A 19,758-nucleotide genomic window follows, 5' to 3' on the forward strand; every position below is an offset into this window, starting at 1 on the left:
CAACCAAACAGGCCAGTCCGTTGAAGTGATCCTCATCTGGGCAGTCATCTATCTGGCACTGAGCGTTGCCACTTCGCTGCTGATGAACTGGTTCAACGCCAAGATGGCTCTGGTGGAGAGATAAGATGAGCGATAGTTTCGTCAGAACCACCATGCTGTCGCAGGAGCCGCCGCCATCGGGAGAAAAGGGCGCCGGCGCCTGGATCCGCCGCAATCTGATTGCGACGCCCAAGGACATCGTCCTCACGCTTCTGGCCGCCACCTTTCTTGCCTGGGCACTGCCGCATGCCTTCAACTGGCTGTTCGTACAGGCGGTCTGGACCGGTACGGATCGCACCTTCTGTGCGACGACCGTGCAGGGCGGCATCCAGCCTGATGGTTGGAGTGGCGCCTGCTGGGCCTTCGTCAACGCCAAGTTCGACCAGTTCATCTATGGACGCTATCCGCTCGACGAGCGCTGGCGGCCGACGCTGGTCGGCATTCTCTTCGTGCTTCTGCTCGTACCGATGCTCATCCCGTCGGCGCCGCGCAAGGGGTTGAATGCGATCCTGCTCTTCCYGGTGCTGCCAATCGTATCCTTCGTTCTGCTTTATGGCGGCTTCGGCCTCGAAATCGTCGATACCCCGCTCTGGGGTGGGCTCATGGTGACGCTGGTGCTCTCCTTCGTGGGCATCGTCGTCTCCTTCCCGGTCGGTATTCTTCTGGCGCTCGGCAGACGGTCGCATATGCCTGTCATCCGCATGGTGAGCATCGTTTTCATCGAAGTCGTCCGCGGGGTGCCGCTGATCACGGTCCTCTTCATGGCCAGCGTGGTATTGCCGCTGTTCCTGCCGGCAGGCTGGACCGTGGACAAGCTTCTGCGCGCCATCATCGGCGTGTCGATCTTCGCCTCAGCCTATATGGCCGAGGTCATTCGCGGCGGCCTGCAGGCCATTCCGAAAGGACAGTTCGAGGGTGCGGATTCGCTTGGCCTCGGCTACTGGCAAAAAATGCGGCTGATCATCATGCCGCAGGCGATCAAGCTGGTAATCCCCGGCATCGTCAACACCTTCATCGGCATGTTCAAGGATACGTCGCTGGTATCGATCATCAGCATGTTCGACCTGCTCGGCATCGTGCGGCTGAACTTCACCGACGCGAACTGGGCAACCGCGGTAACGCCGCTGACCGGACTGATTTTCGCCGGCTTCGCCTTCTGGCTTTTCTGCTTCGGCATGTCGCGCTATTCAGCATTCATGGAACGTCATCTCGACACCGGCCACACGAGATAAGAAGGAACAACAATGGCAGAGCCCCTCACCAAGAAATTGACCGTGTCGACGACCGACGTCGCCGTCGATATCGTCAACATGAACAAGTGGTAYGGTGAYTTCCACGTKCTYCGCGACATCAACCTGAAGGTCATGCGCGGCGAGCGCATCGTCATCGCCGGCCCGTCGGGTTCCGGCAAATCGACGATRATCCGCTGCATCAACCGTCTGGAAGAGCACCAGAAGGGSCAGATCKTCGTTGAYGGYACGGAACTGACCAACGACCTCAAGAAGATCGACGAAGTGCGCCGTGAAGTCGGCATGGTGTTCCAGCACTTCAACCTCTTCCCGCATCTGACRATCCTGGAAAACTGCACGCTGGCGCCGATCTGGGTGCGCAAGATGCCGAAGAAGCAGGCCGAAGATATCGCCATGCACTTCTTGAAGCGCGTCAAGATTCCCGAGCAGGCCAACAAATATCCGGGCCAGCTTTCGGGTGGCCAGCAGCAGCGCGTGGCGATTGCCCGCTCGCTCTGCATGAACCCGAAGATCATGCTGTTCGACGAGCCGACCTCGGCGCTCGATCCGGAGATGATCAAGGAAGTGCTGGAYACGATGGTGGGCCTTGCCGAAGAAGGCATGACGATGCTCTGCGTCACCCACGAAATGGGCTTTGCCCGCCAGGTTGCGAACCGTGTGATCTTCATGGACCAGGGCCAGATCGTCGAGCAGAATTCGCCGGCTGAATTCTTCGACAATCCTCAGCACGAGCGCACCAAGCTGTTCCTCAGCCAGATCCTGCACTGATCGGACGGCGCGGAAAGGATCTCGAAAGATGTTTTTGTTCAGCAAGGTGAATCTGCCCGACGCGCGCAGGATTGTCGTCTTGGAGATCGACGGTCGCGAAGCCACCTGCTTTGAAGGCGATACGGTTGCCGCCGTCCTGCTTCTCAGCGACCTGCACCCCTACCGCCGAAATGTCGTTTCCGGAGCGGAAAGGGCGCCATTCTGCATGATGGGCGCATGCTTCGAATGCCTGGTCGAGATCGACGGAGTACCGAACCAGCAGGGATGTCTCCGCAATGTGGCAGATGGCATGCGCATTCGCCGGCAGCTGGTACTGGCAACCAGTACCAAACTCAAGGAGTTCGAAGAGTGATCGAAGCCGTCGATATTCTTGTCGTGGGCGGCGGGCCAGCTGGAATGGCCGCGGCGACGATGGCAGCAACGGAGGGCCTCTCTGTCGTACTCATCGACGAACGTCCCGATGCCGGGGGGCAGATTTATCGAGGGCTGGAGGGCGGCCCGTTTCGCCATAGCGTCTTGCTGGGTCCTGATTATTCGGGCGGATCCGCTGCCATCTCCCGCTTCAGGCGAGCCGGCGCCACCTCGCTCTTTGGCGCGAGTCTATGGCGCATAGACATGAAGGAACAGGGCGGCGTCGCGTGCTACACCATGGATCAACGGTCCCGGCGCCTGGCATTTCGAAAACTTATCCTGGCCACTGGCGCGATCGAGCGGCCCGTGCCGTTCGAGGGTTGGACGCTTCCCGGTGTGATGACCGTCGGTGCGGCGCAGCTTCTCCTGAAGTCGTCCGCGATAGCTCCGGTCGGACGCGTCGCGATTGCAGGAAACGGCCCGCTGATGCTGCTGTTTGTGACGCAGCTACTTGCCCTCGGGGTTAGAGTCTCGGCGCTTCTCGATACTGCGCCTCCCATGAGGGTCGCCAAAGCCGCGCTCGGCAATGTTGGAGCTCTTGTGAGCAACGCGGGCAAGATTCGCAAGGGACTGCGGATGCTGCAGGAAATTCGCGCGGCCCAGATCCCGATCCATAGGAACGTCGCGGGCCTCGTCGCGCGCGGTAACGGCAAATTGGAAACGATCGCTTTCGAAGCCGATGGTGTAAAAGATCAAGCCGACGTCGACACGCTGCTGGTACATGAAGGCATCATTCCAAACACGCAGCTTTCCCTTGCTCTGGGGTGCAAGCACAGCTGGAACGAGAGGCTGCAATGCCTGCAGCCGGACATCAGCGAATTTGGAGAGAGCAGTATCGCTGACGTGTTCATCGTCGGGGACGGCGCTACCGTCAACGGCGCGGTCGCTGCCCCGGCGTCAGCCGAAATCGCGGTTGGTCTAATCCTTGAGCAGATGGGACATGCGAACACTCGTTCGCGCGCAACCGTCCAGGGGGCAAGGAGGATCATCGGGCGTGAACATGCTTTCCGTCCGTTCCTCGAAGCACTCTATCCGCCACGCCTTTCAATCGCGGCGCCGTCCGCCTCCACCATAGTCTGCCGGTGTGAAGAGGTGACGGCCGGCACGGTGCGGTCTGCCGTCGAGGATGGCGCCATCGGTCCGGCGCAGGCAAAGGCGTTCACCCGCTGTGGCATGGGCCCGTGCCAGGGGCGCATGTGCGGCCCGCCGGTGTCCCGCCTGATCGCGGACGAGGCGGGGCGGCCGGTCGGTGACGTCGGTGTCTACAACGTCCGCTTCCCGTTGAAGCCTGTCACCGTTGCGGAAATGGCCGGGTGCGGAGAGAGCGCCATAGTCGAGGCGCATCATGCAGCTTGAGACAGAAGTGGCCGTAATCGGCGGTGGTCTCGTCGGAATTTCGATTGGATATGGTCTYGCACTTCGGAAGGTCCGAAGCGTCGTGCTGGACGAGGGTGACAGCGCAATCCGAGCGAGCCGCGGGAACTTCGGGCTCGTATGGGTGCAGGGAAAAGGACTTTCTCTTCCCGCCTATGCGGGTTGGGCGATGCGTGCCGCCGAGTGCTGGCCCGAGTTCGCGAGTAAGCTCCGCACCGAGACAGACATTGATGTCGGGCTCACCCAGAAGGGTGGCCTTTACCTTTGCAGGTCGCCCGAGGCGATGGCCCAGCGCGGGAAAGATCTCGCCGCGGTCCAGTCGCGCTTCAACGGCCGCTATGATTTCGACATGCTGGATCACGTGTCCGTCAGAAAGCTTGTACCGGAGATCGGAACCGATTTTGCCGGAGCCAGCTATTCAAGGTATGACGGTCAGGCCAATCCGTTGCGGCTGCTTCACGCGCTGCATCGCGGCTATATGCGACGAGACAGTCGCTATCTCCCCGGCATGGGCGTCCTCGACATCAAGCACAACGGATCGAAATTTGTGCTCACGACGTCCAGGGGCGAGGTGACCGCGGAGCGTATCGTGCTTGCGTCCGGTCTGGGGAATGTCGCCCTTGGCGACATGCTGGGGGTGCGGATCCCCGTGAAGCCGGTGCGCGGACAGATCATGGTAACCGAGCGTGTGCCACAGATGTTCAATCTTGCCATCGAGCAGGTGCGGCAGACGGAAGACGGCACGCTGATGCTCGGTGGCAGCTGGGAAGAGGTTGGCCACGACCTCAACACAACGTTCGAGGCCACACGCCGGATCGCCGCGGAGGCGCAGGTATTCTTCCCATTCCTCAGGGATGTCCGCATCATCCGCAGCTGGGCCGCACTCAGGATCATTACACCCGATGCGGCACCCGTCTATGAGGAAGTCGTACCTGGAGCGTTCCTGGTCACGTGTCACAGCGGCGTGTCTCTTGCCGCCATTCATGCCTTCGAGACGGCCGGGTGGATTGCAGACGGCGGCATTCCCGACGGGATGCGGGATTTCAGTCTCACGCGCTTTACCGCATCGAGTTGCACCGGTTGAAATACAGCGATCTCATTTCCCTAACGAACGTTCGGTTGTTTGGCGCTCAGACGGGGTCAACCTCACATTTGTAAGCTAATGCATGATATCGTCGAGGAATTTCTTCGTGCGCGGGCTCCTTGGCGTGTCAAAAAACTCTTGCGGATTGCCGATATCAACGATCTCGCCAGCCTCCATAAACACGGCGCGGTCCGCCACTTTTCGGGCGAACCCCATTTCGTGGGTAACCACGATCATGGTCATCCCGTCCTCCGAGCGAGACCATTGTGTCGAGAACCTCCTTCACCATTTCCGGGTCAAGGGCGGAGGTGGGCTCATCGAACAGCATGATCTTCGCCGCCCATGCAGACGGTTCCAGTCACCTCGAACTGCTCGCAGAAATCAGTTGCGGCGATCGCAGCGCGCAGATTGGCGATCATGATTACGGTCAGCGACGAGATTTGGGTTGGCCAATTGAAGCTCAATCGACCAGCAATGTCTGAAGGCGTCTTCCTGCGGATTTTTCGAGCGTGTGAGCTAACCGCTTAAACAACCCACATCCATTAGAGCGACCGAAATATCTGCTCGATTTCCTCGCGGGTATCGCCCCGAGCAAGGCAAAGCGCGAGCAGGATTCGTGCCTTGTGGGGATTGATGTCGCTGCCCGCGATGATCCCGATCTTTTTGTGATAAGCGCTATCTACCACGAGCCCCGCCCCCGTGCGAGAAGATTGGACGACAATCACGCCGGCCTCGACCAGCTTACTCAGGGCCAGCGTCTCTGCGGGCGTTGCCATGCCTGGACCGAAGCCTGCTGAAACAATGCCGCGCGCTCCCGCGGCCGCGAACGCTAAGGCGGCACTTCCGTCCGCTCCAACGTGACTGTAGGTAATGTCAACACGCGGCAAGGCTCGAAGAAGCTCGTGCGAAAAGCCTCGGTTCCGGTTGGAGCTTTCCTCAGTACGTGACATCCGTACTTCCGATCCGTCGATGTAACCGAGTGGGCCTGTCCACGGAGACTGGAAGGCACCAAGACGTAGCGTGTGGGTCTTTGTCACCGCCCTTGGTGAATGAATTTCGTCGTTCAAGACGACAAGCACCTCTGGATGAAGATCAGGCGACGAAGCAGCGCGGACCGCCGCGGCGAGATTTGCATGTGCATCGGTCGATATGCCAGTGAGTGGTCGCATAGATCCCGTTAGGATCACCGGTACTCTCAGTTTGAGCACCAGAGACAAAACCCAGGCTGTCTCCTCCAAACTCGCAGTCCCATGCCCGATCACAATGCCCGACAAATCCGGGTCCTCAGCAAGCCTCAAACAGATCTCGGCGAGGTCGGCCCAGTCGTTATAAGTCAGCGCCGTACTGTCGATCTGTCTGAAGTTGACGAGAACGATTTCGGCGATCTTCCCTTGAATGCCGACGCTCTCTATCAGGGAGGCCGCATCAACGCGCTCATCGTCGGCGTTGTAATCCATAAGATCGAACTGATCTTTCCCGATTGAAGCAATCGTTCCACCGGTTCCTATGAAGGCAACTTTTGGCAGCATTTCTGTTCCAATCTCGCTGAACGACTGTCGGGGTATAGAGGCCTCTACACGGTTGCGGCAAGCAGACCGGAAAAGTATGAGAGAAATTGATGTTAATAGGGCTCAGGGGCATACCCGGCAGTTGTTCCGGATGACGATCGCCACGGCGCCGTGTTGACCTGATGGCTTGAATGGGCTCAGGCTGCGGGCATGGGTGCAAAGACAGTGTTCTCGTGAAACATGCGCGGAAGTTTAGTCTCTCAGTTTCATCGGTGCGTAGACGAGCAAACCTGCGATGACGTCAGATGGTGACGTGACGGGGCTATTTTATTGAAAAATCCTGCCCCAAGGCTTCCCTGAAGCTTTGGCTTTCTTGGAAGCGTGCGATGAACCTCAGGCAGATTGAAATTTTCCGGGTTGTTATGACGAATGGTACTACGGCACGTGCGGCTGAAATATTACACGTCTCCCAGCCTGCGGTGAGCAAAATGATCATGGAACTCGAACGGTCTCTCGGCTTCGATCTGTTCAGCCGTGTTAAAGGAAGGCTGCATCCGACTCCCGAGGGGCAGCTGTTTTACCGTGAGGTAGAGCATGCTTATCTTGGCCTCAGTCATCTGCGTGGCGCGGCGGCCAGAATTCGCGATTTTGGATCTGGTGAATTGAGAATTGCCTGCCTTTCGGCGCTTTCGACGAATGTGCTGCCGCGCGCGTTGAATGTATTCATGTCCCGCAACCCGAATGTAGCTATTACATTTCAGGCGCGGATGTCATCGACCGTCAGGGATCTCGTGGCATCTGGCCAATTTGATCTCGGCATTGTCGCTGATGAAATAGACCAGACCGGTGTCGAGGTTACGGCGTTCGCTCAATTTCGTGTGGCCGTTGCCGTTCCTGTTGGTCATCCGCTGGAAATGCTCGAAACGATCCGCCCACAGGACCTGGATGGCATCCCCTTTATCGCTTTAGCTCCTGAAGATACGACGCGAGGCGAAGCCGAAACTGTTTTCCAGAGCCTCGGCGTAAAGGTGAGAGTGGTGATGGAAACGCCGTATTCAACAACGATCTGTGCGATGGTCGCGGCGGGAATTGGCGTCGGACTTGTCGATCCACTGACCGCCGAACCCTTTATCGGGCGTGGCCTGACATTGAGACCATTCGAAACAGGGTTGTATTTCCGGACTCTGTTAATCACCCCACCCAACCGGATAGCGTCACGGCACCTGCAGGAATTTATCGACGATTTGAGGCAGGCAATCTGAGCTATTCCGGCGGGTAATGTACGAGGTTCGTTTCTGGCATGTTATAAGAGGCCGGAAACGATCCATACGCGTCCGCGTGACGTCAGGCGACAGCGCGTTCAACGTGAGGAGCTTTGATCCGGCCCCTTATGTTATTCTGGACGCCGCCAAAGAACGGGGAACCAGTCTTCCCTCAGCCGATCGCCGTTTTTCATGCCGTGACCCGGAAAAGGCGGTGACGTTCGCCCCGGCCGCTCGATATATCTAACGTCATCGCCGACCAGGCGGAGCGAAAACGCCCGACGTCGTGTGGCGCTTTGATTGCCGCGCGCCCCATGTAAAACGTAGTAGTTGAAGGCGACGGCATCACCCGGCTCCATTTCCCATTCGCGAACCGGCATTCCCTCGGCGTCTGGGTCCGGTACGGGCATGTAGAGATCATCGTCGGGATAAAAGTTCTCCTCCGACAACCACCGCGTCGGTAGGACCGGTTTATCCCAAAGGTGCGAGCCGGCGACACATCGCAGTGAGGCTTCACGCACAGGGTCAAGCGGCGACCAGAAACTTATAGTCTGTTTTCCGTCCACGAAGTAATAGGGACCATCCTGGTGCCAGGGCGTCGGCCTGGACGTGCCGGGCTCCTTGACCAGAACGTGGTCATGAAACAATTGCACTGCTTCAGAAGACATGAGGTCCGCGGCTACCTCGGCCGCTGGTGATTGGCGGATGACGTCACGGAACTCGTCAATGCGTTCCCAGTTGCAGTAGTCGTCGAAGAACCGGCCGCTATCTCCCGTTTTCAGGTTTTCTGCGGCGTATGGACCCGGGTGAGCCATGTTGACTTCAACGCCTCGTCTCAGGGTCTCCACATGATCGCTGAACAGCCCCTTTATCAAAACCACGCCTTCAGTCTGGAATGTCTTGATCTGATCCGGGGTTGCGAATGAATTTTTCATTGGTTTCTTTTGCCTCCGTTGCAAGTTGCATGGTGGCGGATGATCTAGTTAATTTCTAATAATGTCTTTGGAAGAAGGTCATAATCTGATGTTGCATGTTTCATTGCGTCAGCTCGAATACATCGTCGCTATCGGCAAAGCCGGGAGTATGTCAGCGGCCTCGCATCAGTTGAGTGTGTCTCAACCCGCGCTATCGGTGGCAATCACGCACATTGAGAACCGCGTGGGTTTCCCGCTATTCATTCGCCGAAAGGGAGTGGCGATTACCCCGACCGCGTTCGGACGGATTTTTTTAAAAGACGCTGAGGATCTCATTGCTGATGCCGATCGGTTGGAGCAGCCCGGCGCAATGTCGCGACGAAGACAGGCACGCGTGAGAATAGGAATCCTTGAGGAACTCGCACCTGCATGGTTTGCTCCTGTCATTGTGAAGCTCAGAGAAACCTGTCCTGACACAGAGTTCCAGGTGCTTGCGATGTCGTTTGAAACGCTCACGAGCGCACTGCTGTCGGGGCAGATTGATCTTGGATTGACCTATGACCTTGGCCTTGACGCCAGTTTCCAGCGTGATCTGCTGGTCCACGTGGCTCCCTGGATTTGGATCTCGCCCGAGGACGAACTAGCGTTGCGTGAGACCATTTCTCTGGCCGAAATTGCCGATCGCCCTTTAATCTTGTCCGATCAGGCTTTGTCTGTGCGTCACATGCTCGGTCTATTCCGGACAATTGGTTTAACTCCCACGGTCAAACACCGAGCGGCATCCATTGAGTTGCTTCGTAGTCTCTCTGCAAATGGCGAGGGGATCGGGATTAGTTATACCAACCCTCCGGGATCGACGACCTATGATGGCAGGCAGGTCGTGCGGGTCCAGATCACCGATGCGTATGCCATCGAGCCGGTTGTCCTTGCTTATACCGGCCTTCAGCCGGAGCCACTAGGGCTGGTGCGTGCCACAATTTCGACGTTTGCTCAAACCCGTTCAGATGGGGTGGCAGCGGCATTGGCTTGTAATCGGTGAACAGGTTCACGATCGGCTGACATCCAACGCTTAGGAAGGCGTGGTACCTCACACCATTTGTGCTTGAATGCTAGATGGGCCGGCGACGACCCAAACTGAACACTAAAACCTATAACCTGTACGAATAGACAGCCCGATTCTTACTATTGGACGCAGATATGCGTGGGTCTCATATTGCCCGTGTCGGAAAGCAGATGCCGGTCCTCCCAAGATGTCTGCTCGTCCGCCGCAACAACAATATGGGGAACATCAATGTTCAAAACGACCAGTCGCCTCCCAATGATTGCAGTGCTTGCCGTATTCGCCCCGGGCGGCGACAGCTTTGCCCAGAGTTTCGACACGTCCGCGATCAAGGTCGAGGAAGCTCTCGCTGCCCGCCTACCCGAAAAGATCAAATCGGCCGGCGTTCTTACGATTGGTTCCGACACGTCCTACGCGCCATGGGAATTTCTCAGTGAAAAGGATGGGCAAACGCCTGAAGGAATTGACGTGGACATCGCAAACGCCATTGGCAAGAAGCTCGGTGTGAAAATCGATTTCCAGACGGCTGCATTTGAAGCGATTCTTCCGGCCTTGGGCACCAAGTTCGATATCGGGGTCTCGGCATTTTCCATTACGAACGAGCGTATGAAGGCAGTCAATTTTGTCAGCTACGCCGATACCGGGAGCCTGTGGGCTGTCAAGGCTGGCAATCCGACGAAGTTCGACCCGACGAATCTCTGCGGTCGAAAGATCGCTATTCAATCCGGCACCTACTTCGAACGCTCGATCAACCAGGAGAATGATCAGTGCAAAGCCGGAGGTAAGGCAGAAATTGAAATTCTTCCGTTTTCGAAGCAGCCCGAAACGCTGACACGTGTGGCTGCCGGCGGCGCGGATGCGACGGTCTCCGGTGAGGCCGGAATCGGCTACGCCGCCAAACAGTCGAGAGGTCAGCTTGAAACGCTGAAGTCCACGTCCGGACCGCTGAGCAAACACGGCCCGAATGGTATCGCTGTCGCCAAACCGGATATGGCTCTCACCCAGCTTATTGCAGATACGATCAACTCCCTGATCGCTGACGGGACGTACAAGTCGCTTCTCGATACGTGGGGCATCGGTTCGGTTATCATCGACAAGGCCCTGGTCAACCCCGAAGTCAAGATCTGACCATGGCTTCCAACATCGAGAACATGGGGGTCGGCCTGACGCCGGCCTCCCTTAACAAACCGGGAATAACACGCAACGTCGTGGTCCCTCGACGCCATCCGGGTCGCTGGCTGGCCATCGCCATCCTGGCGATCATCGCTCTCCAGATAGGCCAGGCAGTCTCCGCCAATCCCAACTTCCATTGGGACGTCTACCTCACATATCTGTTTTCGCCGCAGGTCGTCCGGGGCGTTGGCTGGACACTTCTACTAACGGTCATTGCGATGACGGTAGCAATCGTGGTCGCCGGGTTGCTCGTGGTCATGCGTGACAGTGAAAATCCTGTTCTGCGCGGGCTTGCCTACTCCTGGGTGTGGTTTTTCCGCGGGACGCCGATCTATACGCAGTTGCTTTTCTGGGGCCTCTTCGCTGTTCTTTTTCCCAACCTCAGCCTGGCAATCCCGTTCGGTCCCGACATCATCAGCATCGAGACGAAATACATCGTTACACCGGCAGTGGCTGCTATCCTCGGACTTGGGTTCAATGAATCCGCCTACCTGACAGAAATATTCCGCGCCGGGTTTAACTCCATCGATCCGGGGCAGGCCGAGGCTGCACAAGCACTTGGGATGAAGCCGCCAAAGATCTGGTGGCGGATTCTCATGCCGCAGGCAATGCGCGTGATCATCCCGCCAACCGGGAATGAAACCATCGGCATGCTCAAGATGACGTCTCTTGTTCTGGCAATTCCATTCACACTTGATCTGACCTTCGCGACCAACGCGATTTCAAATCGGCTTTATCTCCCGATCCCGCTGCTGCTCGTGGCCGGAACCTGGTATCTCGCCATTACCAGCTTGCTGATGGTCGGTCAGCATTTCCTCGAACGCCATTTCGGTAAGGGCGTTTCCGTTCATCCAGCCCGGGTGGAGTAGGCCATGAACGCAAACATACCCGAATTCTGCGTCGAAATGCAGAATATTCACAAATTCTATGGCCCGGTACATGCGCTCAAGGGCGTCGATCTTCGCGTGAAGCGAGGCGAAGTCTGTGTTGCGATCGGACCGTCAGGATCTGGCAAATCGACATTACTCCGATGCATCAACCAGCTGGAGAATATCTCTGCGGGCCGGGTGTTCCTGAAAGGCGAATTGCAAGGCTTTGTCGAGCGAGATGGTCGGTTCCATCCTCTGTCACTGAGCCAGATCGCCGCACAGCGACGGCTGACCGGAATGGTATTCCAACGGTTCCAATTGTTTCCACATATGACTGCCCTCGAAAATGTCATGGAAGGTCCTTCGCACGTCAAAGGTTGGCCAAAAGAGCAAGCTCGGTCCAAGGCCAATGAGCTTATGAAACGTGTTGGGCTGGACGGTTTCGGCAACCGTTATCCTGCGCAGCTTTCGGGCGGCCAGCAACAGCGTGTCGCGATAGCCCGTGCATTGGCGATGGAACCGGAGGTCATGCTGTTCGACGAACCGACATCGGCGCTCGATCCCGAACTTGTCGGCGAGGTCCTTGATGTCATCAAGGATCTGGCACGAAGCGGTATCACGATGGTGGTCGTAACGCACGAGATCGGATTCGCTCGGGAGGTTGGCAATCACCTGGTCTTCATGGATCAGGGCCAGATCGTTGAAGAAGGGCACCCTCGCACCATGCTCGCCAGCCCGAAGAACCCGCGTACCGCGGCGTTTCTGTCCAAGGTGCTGTGAGCGGGGGTGAGCATGGTCAGATACAGCTCCTTTCATCTCTCAGCACGACCTCTGGATGAACCCTGCAAGAATTCGACACCGAAGGCGATTGCTTGTGCTCAACTGCGAGCGGAGGGGGCCCTTCGCTCGAGAACACACGAGGACACACAAGGGATCTCAAGCAAATACATCGAAAGCGCACCGGGCGCTTCGAGGGGTCAACGATCCAGATCACTTTCTCCATACTCGGTAACTCCCGAGAATAGCACAGCGCAGGTTCAGTCGCTTTGGCATTGATTGCTTCAGCAGATCGAAGCCGTTTTAGAAAGGTTCGCTCATGAACGATCTCACACAATGTGTCCTTACACCTGAGGTCACGAATGAAGGATTTTCGCCGCTCGGCGTCGGCGTGCACCGCGCCTCGACAATCGTGTTCAAAGACGCAGCCGCCTACGCCTCGCGAGGCGATCGCGGCCATGAAGGTTATTCTTATGGTCTGTACGGAACGCCGACGACACGCACCCTCGAAGCCAAGCTGACTAGCCTTGAAGGCGGTGCCTGGAGTTTTCTCACGCCTTCGGGCCAGGCTGCGAACGCGCTTGCAGTGCTACCATTCCTAGCAACCGGTGATCATATCCTGATTGCCGATACGGCCTATCCACCGATGCGGGATCTGGCAGAAACAGACTTGCGCCGTCTCGGTGTCGAGGTCGAGTTTTTCGATCCCCGGTCGCCTGAGGACGTTGCGTCGAGGATGCAGAAATCAACGAAGATCGTCTGGTGCGAAAGTCCGGGTTCGACGACGATGGAAATCGTCGATCTGCCGAAGATTGCGGCCATAGCTCATGGGCACGGAGCGTTGGTGGGCGTCGATAACACATGGGCGACACCATTGAACTTCAAGCCGCTTGAGCACGGTGCTGACATCGTAACCGAAGCGCTAACCAAGTTCGTATCGGGTCACTCCGACGTGCTGATGGGATCGATCACCATCAAGGACGCCGCGCTCATTAAGCCGATCCGGTCGTTGATTGGCAGGATGGGCATCGGCGTCTCTCCGGACGATGCATCACTGGTATTACGCGGGTTCGAAACGCTCGGTGTGCGTCTGCGGCACTCTGAACGAGTTGCCCTGCAGTTCGCCGCCAAGATCGCGGATCATCCGGCAGTCGAGCAGGTCCTTCATCCCGCGCTCGAGAGCTTTCCTGGTCATGCGCTTTGGAAGCGGGATTTCCTGGGGTCAAGCGGAGTGTTCAGCATCGTCTTCAAGTCAGAGGCTGCGGCCCATGTGGCGGCCGCTCTTGACACGTTGAAGGTCTTTGCGATTGGCGCATCCTGGGGCGGGACCAGGAGCCTTGCAGCTCCGATGTCCATCGACGCATTTCGGACAGCGACATCCTGGTCGGGACCCGATGTCATTCTAAGGCTGAGTATCGGCCTTGAGGACGAAAACGAATTGTGGGCCGATATAGACGGAATGCTCGCAGCGCTCGACGCCCGGATAAAATCGTCGTCAAGCAAAAGCCGGAGATCGGCTTCGAGCCGTGGCTGATTGGTCTTCCGCCGCGTTCTCGCTGGTAGATAAATAAGGAAACAGAGACGTGCCCAACAGAGATGACGTATTCGATGATATCGACCTGAACTTCGATGTCACCGTGGCCAAACTGCTTGAGCTGATCACCATACCGTCGATATCGAGCGAGCCTTCGGGCGAAGCCGGAATCGCCCGCGCGGCTGAATGGTTGAAGCAGGAACTGGATACGAACGGGCTTCCGGCGCAGATCGTTGCGACCAAGGGACATCCAGTCGTGTTGGCACGATCGGCAGTTGTCGCGGGTGCAAAGCGCCCCAGCCTGTTGTTCTATGGGCATTATGATGTGCAGCCGGTGGGGGATCTCGCCCAATGGACACATGCGCCGTTTGCGCCTCGGGTGATCGAGGAAGATGGTCTGCATCGTCTCTACGGGCGTGGTTCTTCCGACAGCAAAAGCCAGCTCTGGACATTTATCGAGGCCTTGCGGGCTTGGAAATCGGTTTACGGCGAGTTTCCGGCCGATGTCATTATCCTTCTGGAAGGAGAGGAAGAATGCGGATCGCCCAGTCTGCCCTATTTCATCGAACGTCATCGGAGCGAGCTTGCGTGCGACGTCGCTTTCATATGTGACGCCGAGATGTGGTCATCGACGCAACCGGCGATCACTACTCAGCTCAAGGGACTGCTGCACGAACGTGTAAAAATTTTTGTCCCCAATCCCGACCTTCATTCGGGGCACTACGGGGCGGTTGCCGCAAATCCGATCCGGATCCTGAGCACGATCCTTGCCGGGCTCCACGACGCAAAAGGCAAGGTAGCGATCGAGGGCTTCTATGACGGCGTCCGAGACATCCCGGAGAACGTTCGGCAACTATGGGGCGAGCTAGCAAAAGAACGAAGCCTCATCGGTGACGTCGACCTCACAGGAGGCGTCACGGAGGAGGGGTATTCATCGTTGGAAGCGATGTGGGGCAGACCAGCCCTCGACATCAACGGGATTACCGGCGGGAACCAGGGGCCTGGCGAACGTTCGGTCCTACCCGGATCCGCCACTGCCCGTCTGTCCTTCAGACTTGTTGCCGGCCAGGAGCCAGAAACCATCAGGAACCGGTTCCGCAGCCATGTCGAGGCTCGTCTGCCTGCAGGATGCAAAGTGGAGTTCGAAGGTGTTGGTGGAAGCTCCGCGGTGGTGCTGTCACAGGAGAGCAGGTTTTTGACGGCTTCGTCGCGCGGCCTGCTGGCGGAGTGGGGGACGCCCGCCGTGCTTCGCGGGACAGGTGGCGCCATTCCGCTTGTGGAGCAGTTCAGCCGCGGGCTGGGCGCTGAATGTGTGGTCATCGGGTTTATCTTGCCGGGCGATGCCATCCACGCACCGGACGAACGCTATGATACTGAACGGCTGCGAAAGGGAGCTCGTAGTTGGGTGAGGATCTTTGAAGAGATCCAACAGGACGCCGGTAACTGACCGTGGAGGATGTGCACATCTTATCGGGCCGACTGGAAGAGGATGCGCTCGGCGTGCGGGTCATCCCGGACGATGTCGCCTTTGGGATTCAAACGATGCGAGCGGTCGAGAACTTCTCGATCTCCGGCCGGACCATCGCCGATATCGAGGGCTTTGTGCCGGCAATCATCTTGATCAAACACGCAGCCGCCGAAGCCAATCGTCGGGCCGGTGAGCTTGATCCGGCTATCGCGCAGGCCATTGTCACTGCAGCCTCTGAACAACGGGTTGATGTAACAGCCGAGAACTATCCGGTCGATATCTATCACGGTGGCGGCGGCACGGCTACCAATATGAATGTCAATGAAGTGTTGGCGAACCGCGCCAGTGAAATCTTGGCGGGCAGAAAAGGGTCGGATCCGGTTCATCCCAACACCCACGTGAATATGTCACAATCCACCAACGACGTCATTCCCTCGGCAATGAAGATGGCCATCGGCAATGAGCTCGGATTGCTCCGGTCAGCGCTGGATCTTCTTGTCGATGCCTTGAAGGAGAAGGAAAGTGTCTTCGCCGGCACCGTGAAGTTGGCACGGACTTGTCTGCAGGACGCTCTGCCCATCACCTTTGGCCAACAGTTTTCGGGCTATCGCTCTGCGCTGGAACGGCAGTCGCGCGATCTGGAATTATTGGAAGATACGTGCCTCGCTTTGCCGCTAGGCGCCACGGCGGTAGGTACGGCCTTCGGTGCGTCTGCCGACTATCGCCTGTTTGTCTTCGAAGAGCTTCGAGCGCTGACTGGCAAGAATTATCACGTCGAGAAGAACCTGTTCGACGCGCTGCAGAATGCTGATCATTGGATACGGGTCTCCGGAAGTCTCAAGGCGATCGCAGTCACCCTTTCAAAGTTGTCGTCCGATCTCAGATTGATGTCCTCGGGTCCGCGTGCCGGGTTTGGCGAGATCCGCTTGCCTGCAATGCAGCCCGGCTCGTCGATCATGCCGGGCAAGGTCAATCCGGTCATGCCGGAAATGATGATGCAGGTCGCCTTCCGGGTGATCGGGAACGATGCGACGGTCACCCGCGCAGCTGAAGGCGAGTTGGATCTCAACGTGTGGGAATCAATCATCCTTGAGGCTTTGAGCGAGACCATCCGGCTCATGCGGCGGGCCATCCCGCTTTTTGTCTCCGGCTGCGTCGCCGGGATCGAGGTGAATGCCGACCGCGGCCATGCCGACGCTTCAGGCTCACTCGCCCTCTCGACTGCCCTTGCTGCAATTTACGGCTACCCGGCCGCCTCCGCTGTGGCCAAGCACGCAGAAGCTCGAGGCATTCCGGTATCGCTCGCCGCTGTCGAATGCGGGCTGATGAGCCAGACAGATGCCGAAAGCCTTTTCGTCGATGTTTCAGTGTTCGCGGACGCGGAACGGTCAGAGCACGTAATTGCGGAATTCAGGGAAGCGGCTGCACATCCTGCGGTGTCGCAAGGGTGAAAGCGCTCGTCTCTCCCGCTTTTCTGCGGCTGTGGATCGGTAACACGGCCTCTGGCCTTGCGACCTGGGCCTTGCCATTCGTTCTGGGGTTCGCTGTGGTTGATGGCCGCCTGACCGCCACCGATCTCGGCATCGCTCTTGCCGCCCGCACGATCGGATTTCTGGCCGCTGTACCGATTGCAGGCGTGCTGTCCGATCGGCACGGGCCAAGGCCGATTATCCTCGCATCAGGACTTGTCGCTGCAGTGGCCACGCCATTCATCGTTGCAGGACTCTCCGGACCAGATGCGTGGGCATCATGGTTGCTCCGCGCAGGTGCTTTTGCCGCGGGTATGGGCCAAGGTGCTTGCAGACCCGCCTATCAGGCAATCATCCCTAAACTCGTATGCGATGATCTGTTGCAACCAGCCAATGCTGCGATGAGCATTTCTGTCCGCGTCACGAGCATTATCGGTCCGGCCGTCTTCAGCCTGGTGGCGCTTAGCGCGGGAACGAGGGCGGCGCTTTTTGCGATCGGACTTCTCTGGCTCGCCAGCGCGCTTGTTCCCCAGCGAATAATGGTGACTGACAAGACCAGGATTGCTCGACGAAAGTCGACACTCTTTGAGATCTGCCGCGAGTTTGCAGAGGGTGCGCGAGAGGCACGCCGCCACCCATGGTTTGTGGCCGGGCTCGCCGCCCTCACTGTCACCATAGCGACCGGTTACTCTGTTACTTCGGTTCTGCTGCCTGAGATAAGTCAGGATTCCTATGGTGGTGCCACCCTTTTGACGGCTACTGCCACTGCCTACATGGCAGGTGCGCTTGTCGGCGCACTGCTCCTCACAGGTTGGAGGCCAGCCGATAGAGGATGGGTGGCGCTTGCCGGCCTTTGCCTTTATGGGCTTGTCCCGTTCAGCCTACTCCTTGCAGACAATATGGTGTTGCCGATTGCGGCGTATTTCGTCGCTGGCATTGGCATTGAGATTTTCAACGTCCCCTGGTTTACGTCGATCCAGAACGAGATACCGAAAGACYGGTTGTCGCGGGTCTCGTCGCTCGATTTCCTGTTTTCCTATGGACTGGCGCCAGCAGGTCTGGCGATTATGACGCCCCTGGCAAACGTAATGGGCCGGGATTGGGTTTTGATGGGGACAGGCGCAGTGTGTCTACTCACTCCAGCCGCTGCGATGCTGGTGCCGACGGTACGCCGTTTTTCCGGCCCGGCAAGCTTGTCATAACTCGGCGCCAGTGGAAACCGGGGCGCCACAGTGATGACAGGGATCAGAAGCGCTGTGATACCGTCAAATAGATCGAACGCCGCTTGATCTCGCGGCGTTGCCAGCCGCCATCCGCGAACTCGGTGAGACGACGAGCCTCACGACTGCTGCATTGACGGCCTTGGTCGTCCATATTTCTCGCACCTTCCGTTCCGAGCGCGAAAGATCTTAGAGAGTGAGCGCGCCTTCCGAGAACCGTTATCTGATCACACACGTCAGCTTCGCCTCTAAGCAAAAGTGACCTCGTTGGCGCATTCGGCCGCGTGCGCTATCGAGCGCTTTTACCCATATGATAAAAGGGCCATCGCAGCTGAGACATGGGCGCTTCCAGCGCGGCTCATCATTTTGCCGACCGCCCGGCTCCGCTTACTTCAGACGTCGCGATAGCTGTTGCGCCGATGAACGCGCCCTCACTGAGACGAATGTCCCCACTCCTGGAACCGCATCGATTACTCCGAGCCTTGACAATTCTTGCCTAGCGCGATCAGCCGTCATCTTGCTGACGCCAAACCGGGACATCAGCTCGGCCTCTGAAGGCAGGCGGTCACCGGGTGCCCAGAACCCTTTGTTGATTTGATTCAGCATCTCATCGCAAATTTTCCGATACCCGGTCGGCGAGTTCCTTTTGTTTTCATCCATTTGATATTCTTCCTCCGACACAGCTGATCTGTGCTTGATGGCTCATCATATCTCGGAGTCTTGCGCCGGGCTCATAACTTGAGATTATGAAGTTATGCGCAGCCAGCTGGGGATGGTCACTTCGGACGCATAAACGTTGGGTCCAGGCTGTTGGCGCTAAATGATCTAAGATAGGCGATTTTCGGCAGGGGCCGCCACGGCAACGCGGAAAACAAAAGCTCGCGTCGCACGCTGATGCGCAAGGACTGGACTCACCTGGACCTGAACCAGCTTGTGAGTCTATCCGGCCAAGCGATATGGGGAGCCGAGGCTGGCGTATTCCATTGCTGTTCCATTATAGAGAAACGGCGTCCGCTCGCGAGAGTTAACTGTGAATGAAGGCGACGAACGAATGAACGCCTTGGCTATCGCGTGAGTTTCGTACAACTCGCTTAAACGTCTGCAGAGCGCGCAGCGTCCCGGCATGAAATTCTCCAATTTAATTGTTTGCGGTGGGCGCGACCCTTCCGATGCGCGCCAACATAATGAAGGCATCGATCCGGCGTCATCCCAGGGAGCGGGCCGCCAGCACCGCAAGAAAGATCAAGACCAGTGCGACGATAGCAAACCGACCGCCGGCGGATGCCTCGATGCCAAGGATCTTAATCTTCAGGAAATCAACGGGATCTTTCATGGCGCACCTCTCAGCAAAAGACATCGAGGGGTGCTGCCTGCTGCCGCATATTGCCAGGATTGACTTCGAAGGCAAGCAGGATCACCTGAGGAGAACTGGTCACGTGTCTTTGAAACGACTTTGAAATGTCGTTGAGAGTCTTCAAGAACTCAGCGCGATATCACAATTTCGTGATCTGGGAGGCGGCCGGCGGTTACCTGCTTATGGTTGCATTCCCGGCCCGAAATTTTGGGAAGCAAGAATAG

General features: G+C 57.7%; 18 protein-coding genes and 2 pseudogenes. 16 read left to right on the forward strand and 4 right to left on the reverse strand.

Going from position 1 to position 19,758, the window contains the following annotated elements:
* From AC1D35_RS26040 to AC1D35_RS26065, 6 genes and pseudogenes are all read left to right on the forward strand, one after another.
* A pseudogene (locus tag AC1D35_RS26040) lies at positions 1-124 on the forward strand (amino acid ABC transporter permease); the annotation flags it as partial.
* A gap of 1 nt (position 125) precedes the next feature.
* Positions 126-1,271 (forward strand): amino acid ABC transporter permease, encoded by a 1,146-nt coding sequence (locus AC1D35_RS26045; protein ID WP_477940747.1) that lies wholly within the window; start codon positions 126-128, stop codon positions 1,269-1,271.
* 12 nt (positions 1,272-1,283) lie between these two features.
* Complete coding sequence (locus tag AC1D35_RS26050) at positions 1,284-2,057, forward strand: amino acid ABC transporter ATP-binding protein (protein WP_477940749.1); 774 nt, start codon at positions 1,284-1,286, stop codon at positions 2,055-2,057.
* A gap of 28 nt (positions 2,058-2,085) precedes the next feature.
* The gene (locus AC1D35_RS26055; RefSeq protein ID WP_477940751.1) at positions 2,086-2,409 is read left to right on the forward strand and encodes a (2Fe-2S)-binding protein; all 324 of its coding nucleotides are present in this window, start codon (positions 2,086-2,088) and stop codon (positions 2,407-2,409) included.
* The gene (locus tag AC1D35_RS26060) at positions 2,406-3,824 is read left to right on the forward strand and encodes an FAD/NAD(P)-dependent oxidoreductase (protein ID WP_477940753.1); all 1,419 of its coding nucleotides are present in this window, start codon (positions 2,406-2,408) and stop codon (positions 3,822-3,824) included. Before AC1D35_RS26055 ends, AC1D35_RS26060 begins: the two co-directional genes overlap by 4 nt.
* Complete coding sequence (locus tag AC1D35_RS26065; RefSeq protein WP_477940755.1) at positions 3,814-4,926, forward strand: NAD(P)/FAD-dependent oxidoreductase; 1,113 nt, start codon at positions 3,814-3,816, stop codon at positions 4,924-4,926. Before AC1D35_RS26060 ends, AC1D35_RS26065 begins: the two co-directional genes overlap by 11 nt.
* A 75-nt stretch (positions 4,927-5,001) precedes the next feature.
* On the opposite strand, the pseudogene AC1D35_RS26070 reads toward AC1D35_RS26065, so the two are convergent.
* Positions 5,002-5,260: pseudogene (locus AC1D35_RS26070) on the reverse strand (ATP-binding cassette domain-containing protein); the annotation flags it as partial.
* Between the two features lie 208 nt (positions 5,261-5,468).
* Positions 5,469-6,455, reverse strand: coding sequence for an asparaginase (locus AC1D35_RS26075; protein WP_477940757.1), 987 nt, complete (start codon positions 6,453-6,455; stop codon positions 5,469-5,471).
* A gap of 365 nt (positions 6,456-6,820) precedes the next feature.
* On the opposite strand from AC1D35_RS26075, the gene AC1D35_RS26080 reads away from it, so the two are divergent.
* On the forward strand, positions 6,821-7,696 hold the full coding sequence (locus AC1D35_RS26080) for a LysR substrate-binding domain-containing protein (RefSeq protein ID WP_477940759.1): 876 nt from the start codon (positions 6,821-6,823) through the stop codon (positions 7,694-7,696).
* Between the two features lie 131 nt (positions 7,697-7,827).
* Here AC1D35_RS26080 and AC1D35_RS26085 read toward each other — a convergent pair whose 3' ends face one another.
* Positions 7,828-8,631 (reverse strand): phytanoyl-CoA dioxygenase family protein, encoded by an 804-nt coding sequence (locus AC1D35_RS26085; RefSeq protein ID WP_477940761.1) that lies wholly within the window; start codon positions 8,629-8,631, stop codon positions 7,828-7,830.
* 61 nt (positions 8,632-8,692) lie between these two features.
* Between AC1D35_RS26085 and AC1D35_RS26090 the strand changes: the two genes are divergently transcribed.
* The 8 genes from AC1D35_RS26090 (at position 8,693) to AC1D35_RS26125 (ending at position 18,162) form a co-directional block, all read left to right on the forward strand.
* Positions 8,693-9,649 (forward strand): LysR family transcriptional regulator, encoded by a 957-nt coding sequence (locus tag AC1D35_RS26090; RefSeq protein ID WP_477940763.1) that lies wholly within the window; start codon positions 8,693-8,695, stop codon positions 9,647-9,649.
* A 252-nt stretch (positions 9,650-9,901) separates the two neighbouring features.
* Positions 9,902-10,798, forward strand: coding sequence for an ABC transporter substrate-binding protein (locus AC1D35_RS26095; RefSeq protein ID WP_477940764.1), 897 nt, complete (start codon positions 9,902-9,904; stop codon positions 10,796-10,798).
* 2 nt (positions 10,799-10,800) lie between these two features.
* Positions 10,801-11,712, forward strand: a complete 912-nt coding sequence (locus AC1D35_RS26100) for an amino acid ABC transporter permease (RefSeq protein ID WP_477940766.1) — start codon at positions 10,801-10,803, stop codon at positions 11,710-11,712.
* A gap of 3 nt (positions 11,713-11,715) precedes the next feature.
* Positions 11,716-12,492 carry an amino acid ABC transporter ATP-binding protein gene (locus tag AC1D35_RS26105; RefSeq protein WP_113335530.1) on the forward strand — a complete coding sequence of 259 codons (777 nt, stop codon included), beginning with the start codon at positions 11,716-11,718 and terminating at the stop codon, positions 12,490-12,492.
* 316 nt (positions 12,493-12,808) lie between these two features.
* Positions 12,809-14,023 carry a trans-sulfuration enzyme family protein gene (locus AC1D35_RS26110; protein WP_477940769.1) on the forward strand — a complete coding sequence of 405 codons (1,215 nt, stop codon included), beginning with the start codon at positions 12,809-12,811 and terminating at the stop codon, positions 14,021-14,023.
* 49 nt (positions 14,024-14,072) lie between these two features.
* The gene (locus tag AC1D35_RS26115) at positions 14,073-15,470 is read left to right on the forward strand and encodes a M20/M25/M40 family metallo-hydrolase (RefSeq protein ID WP_477940771.1); all 1,398 of its coding nucleotides are present in this window, start codon (positions 14,073-14,075) and stop codon (positions 15,468-15,470) included.
* Between the two features lie 2 nt (positions 15,471-15,472).
* Positions 15,473-16,942, forward strand: coding sequence for an aspartate ammonia-lyase (locus AC1D35_RS26120; protein ID WP_477940773.1), 1,470 nt, complete (start codon positions 15,473-15,475; stop codon positions 16,940-16,942).
* The gene (locus AC1D35_RS26125) at positions 16,939-18,162 is read left to right on the forward strand and encodes an MFS transporter (protein ID WP_477940775.1); all 1,224 of its coding nucleotides are present in this window, start codon (positions 16,939-16,941) and stop codon (positions 18,160-18,162) included. Before AC1D35_RS26120 ends, AC1D35_RS26125 begins: the two co-directional genes overlap by 4 nt.
* A 405-nt stretch (positions 18,163-18,567) precedes the next feature.
* Here AC1D35_RS26125 and AC1D35_RS26130 read toward each other — a convergent pair whose 3' ends face one another.
* Positions 18,568-18,840 (reverse strand): GntR family transcriptional regulator, encoded by a 273-nt coding sequence (locus AC1D35_RS26130; RefSeq protein WP_113335527.1) that lies wholly within the window; start codon positions 18,838-18,840, stop codon positions 18,568-18,570.
* Between the two features lie 463 nt (positions 18,841-19,303).
* Here AC1D35_RS26130 and AC1D35_RS26135 point away from each other — a divergent pair, with 463 nt between their 5' ends.
* Complete coding sequence (locus AC1D35_RS26135) at positions 19,304-19,576, forward strand: hypothetical protein (RefSeq protein WP_477940778.1); 273 nt, start codon at positions 19,304-19,306, stop codon at positions 19,574-19,576.
* Positions 19,577-19,758 lie beyond the last annotated feature (182 nt).

The sequence above is a fragment of the Rhizobium sp. P1_E6 genome (assembly GCF_056405875.1).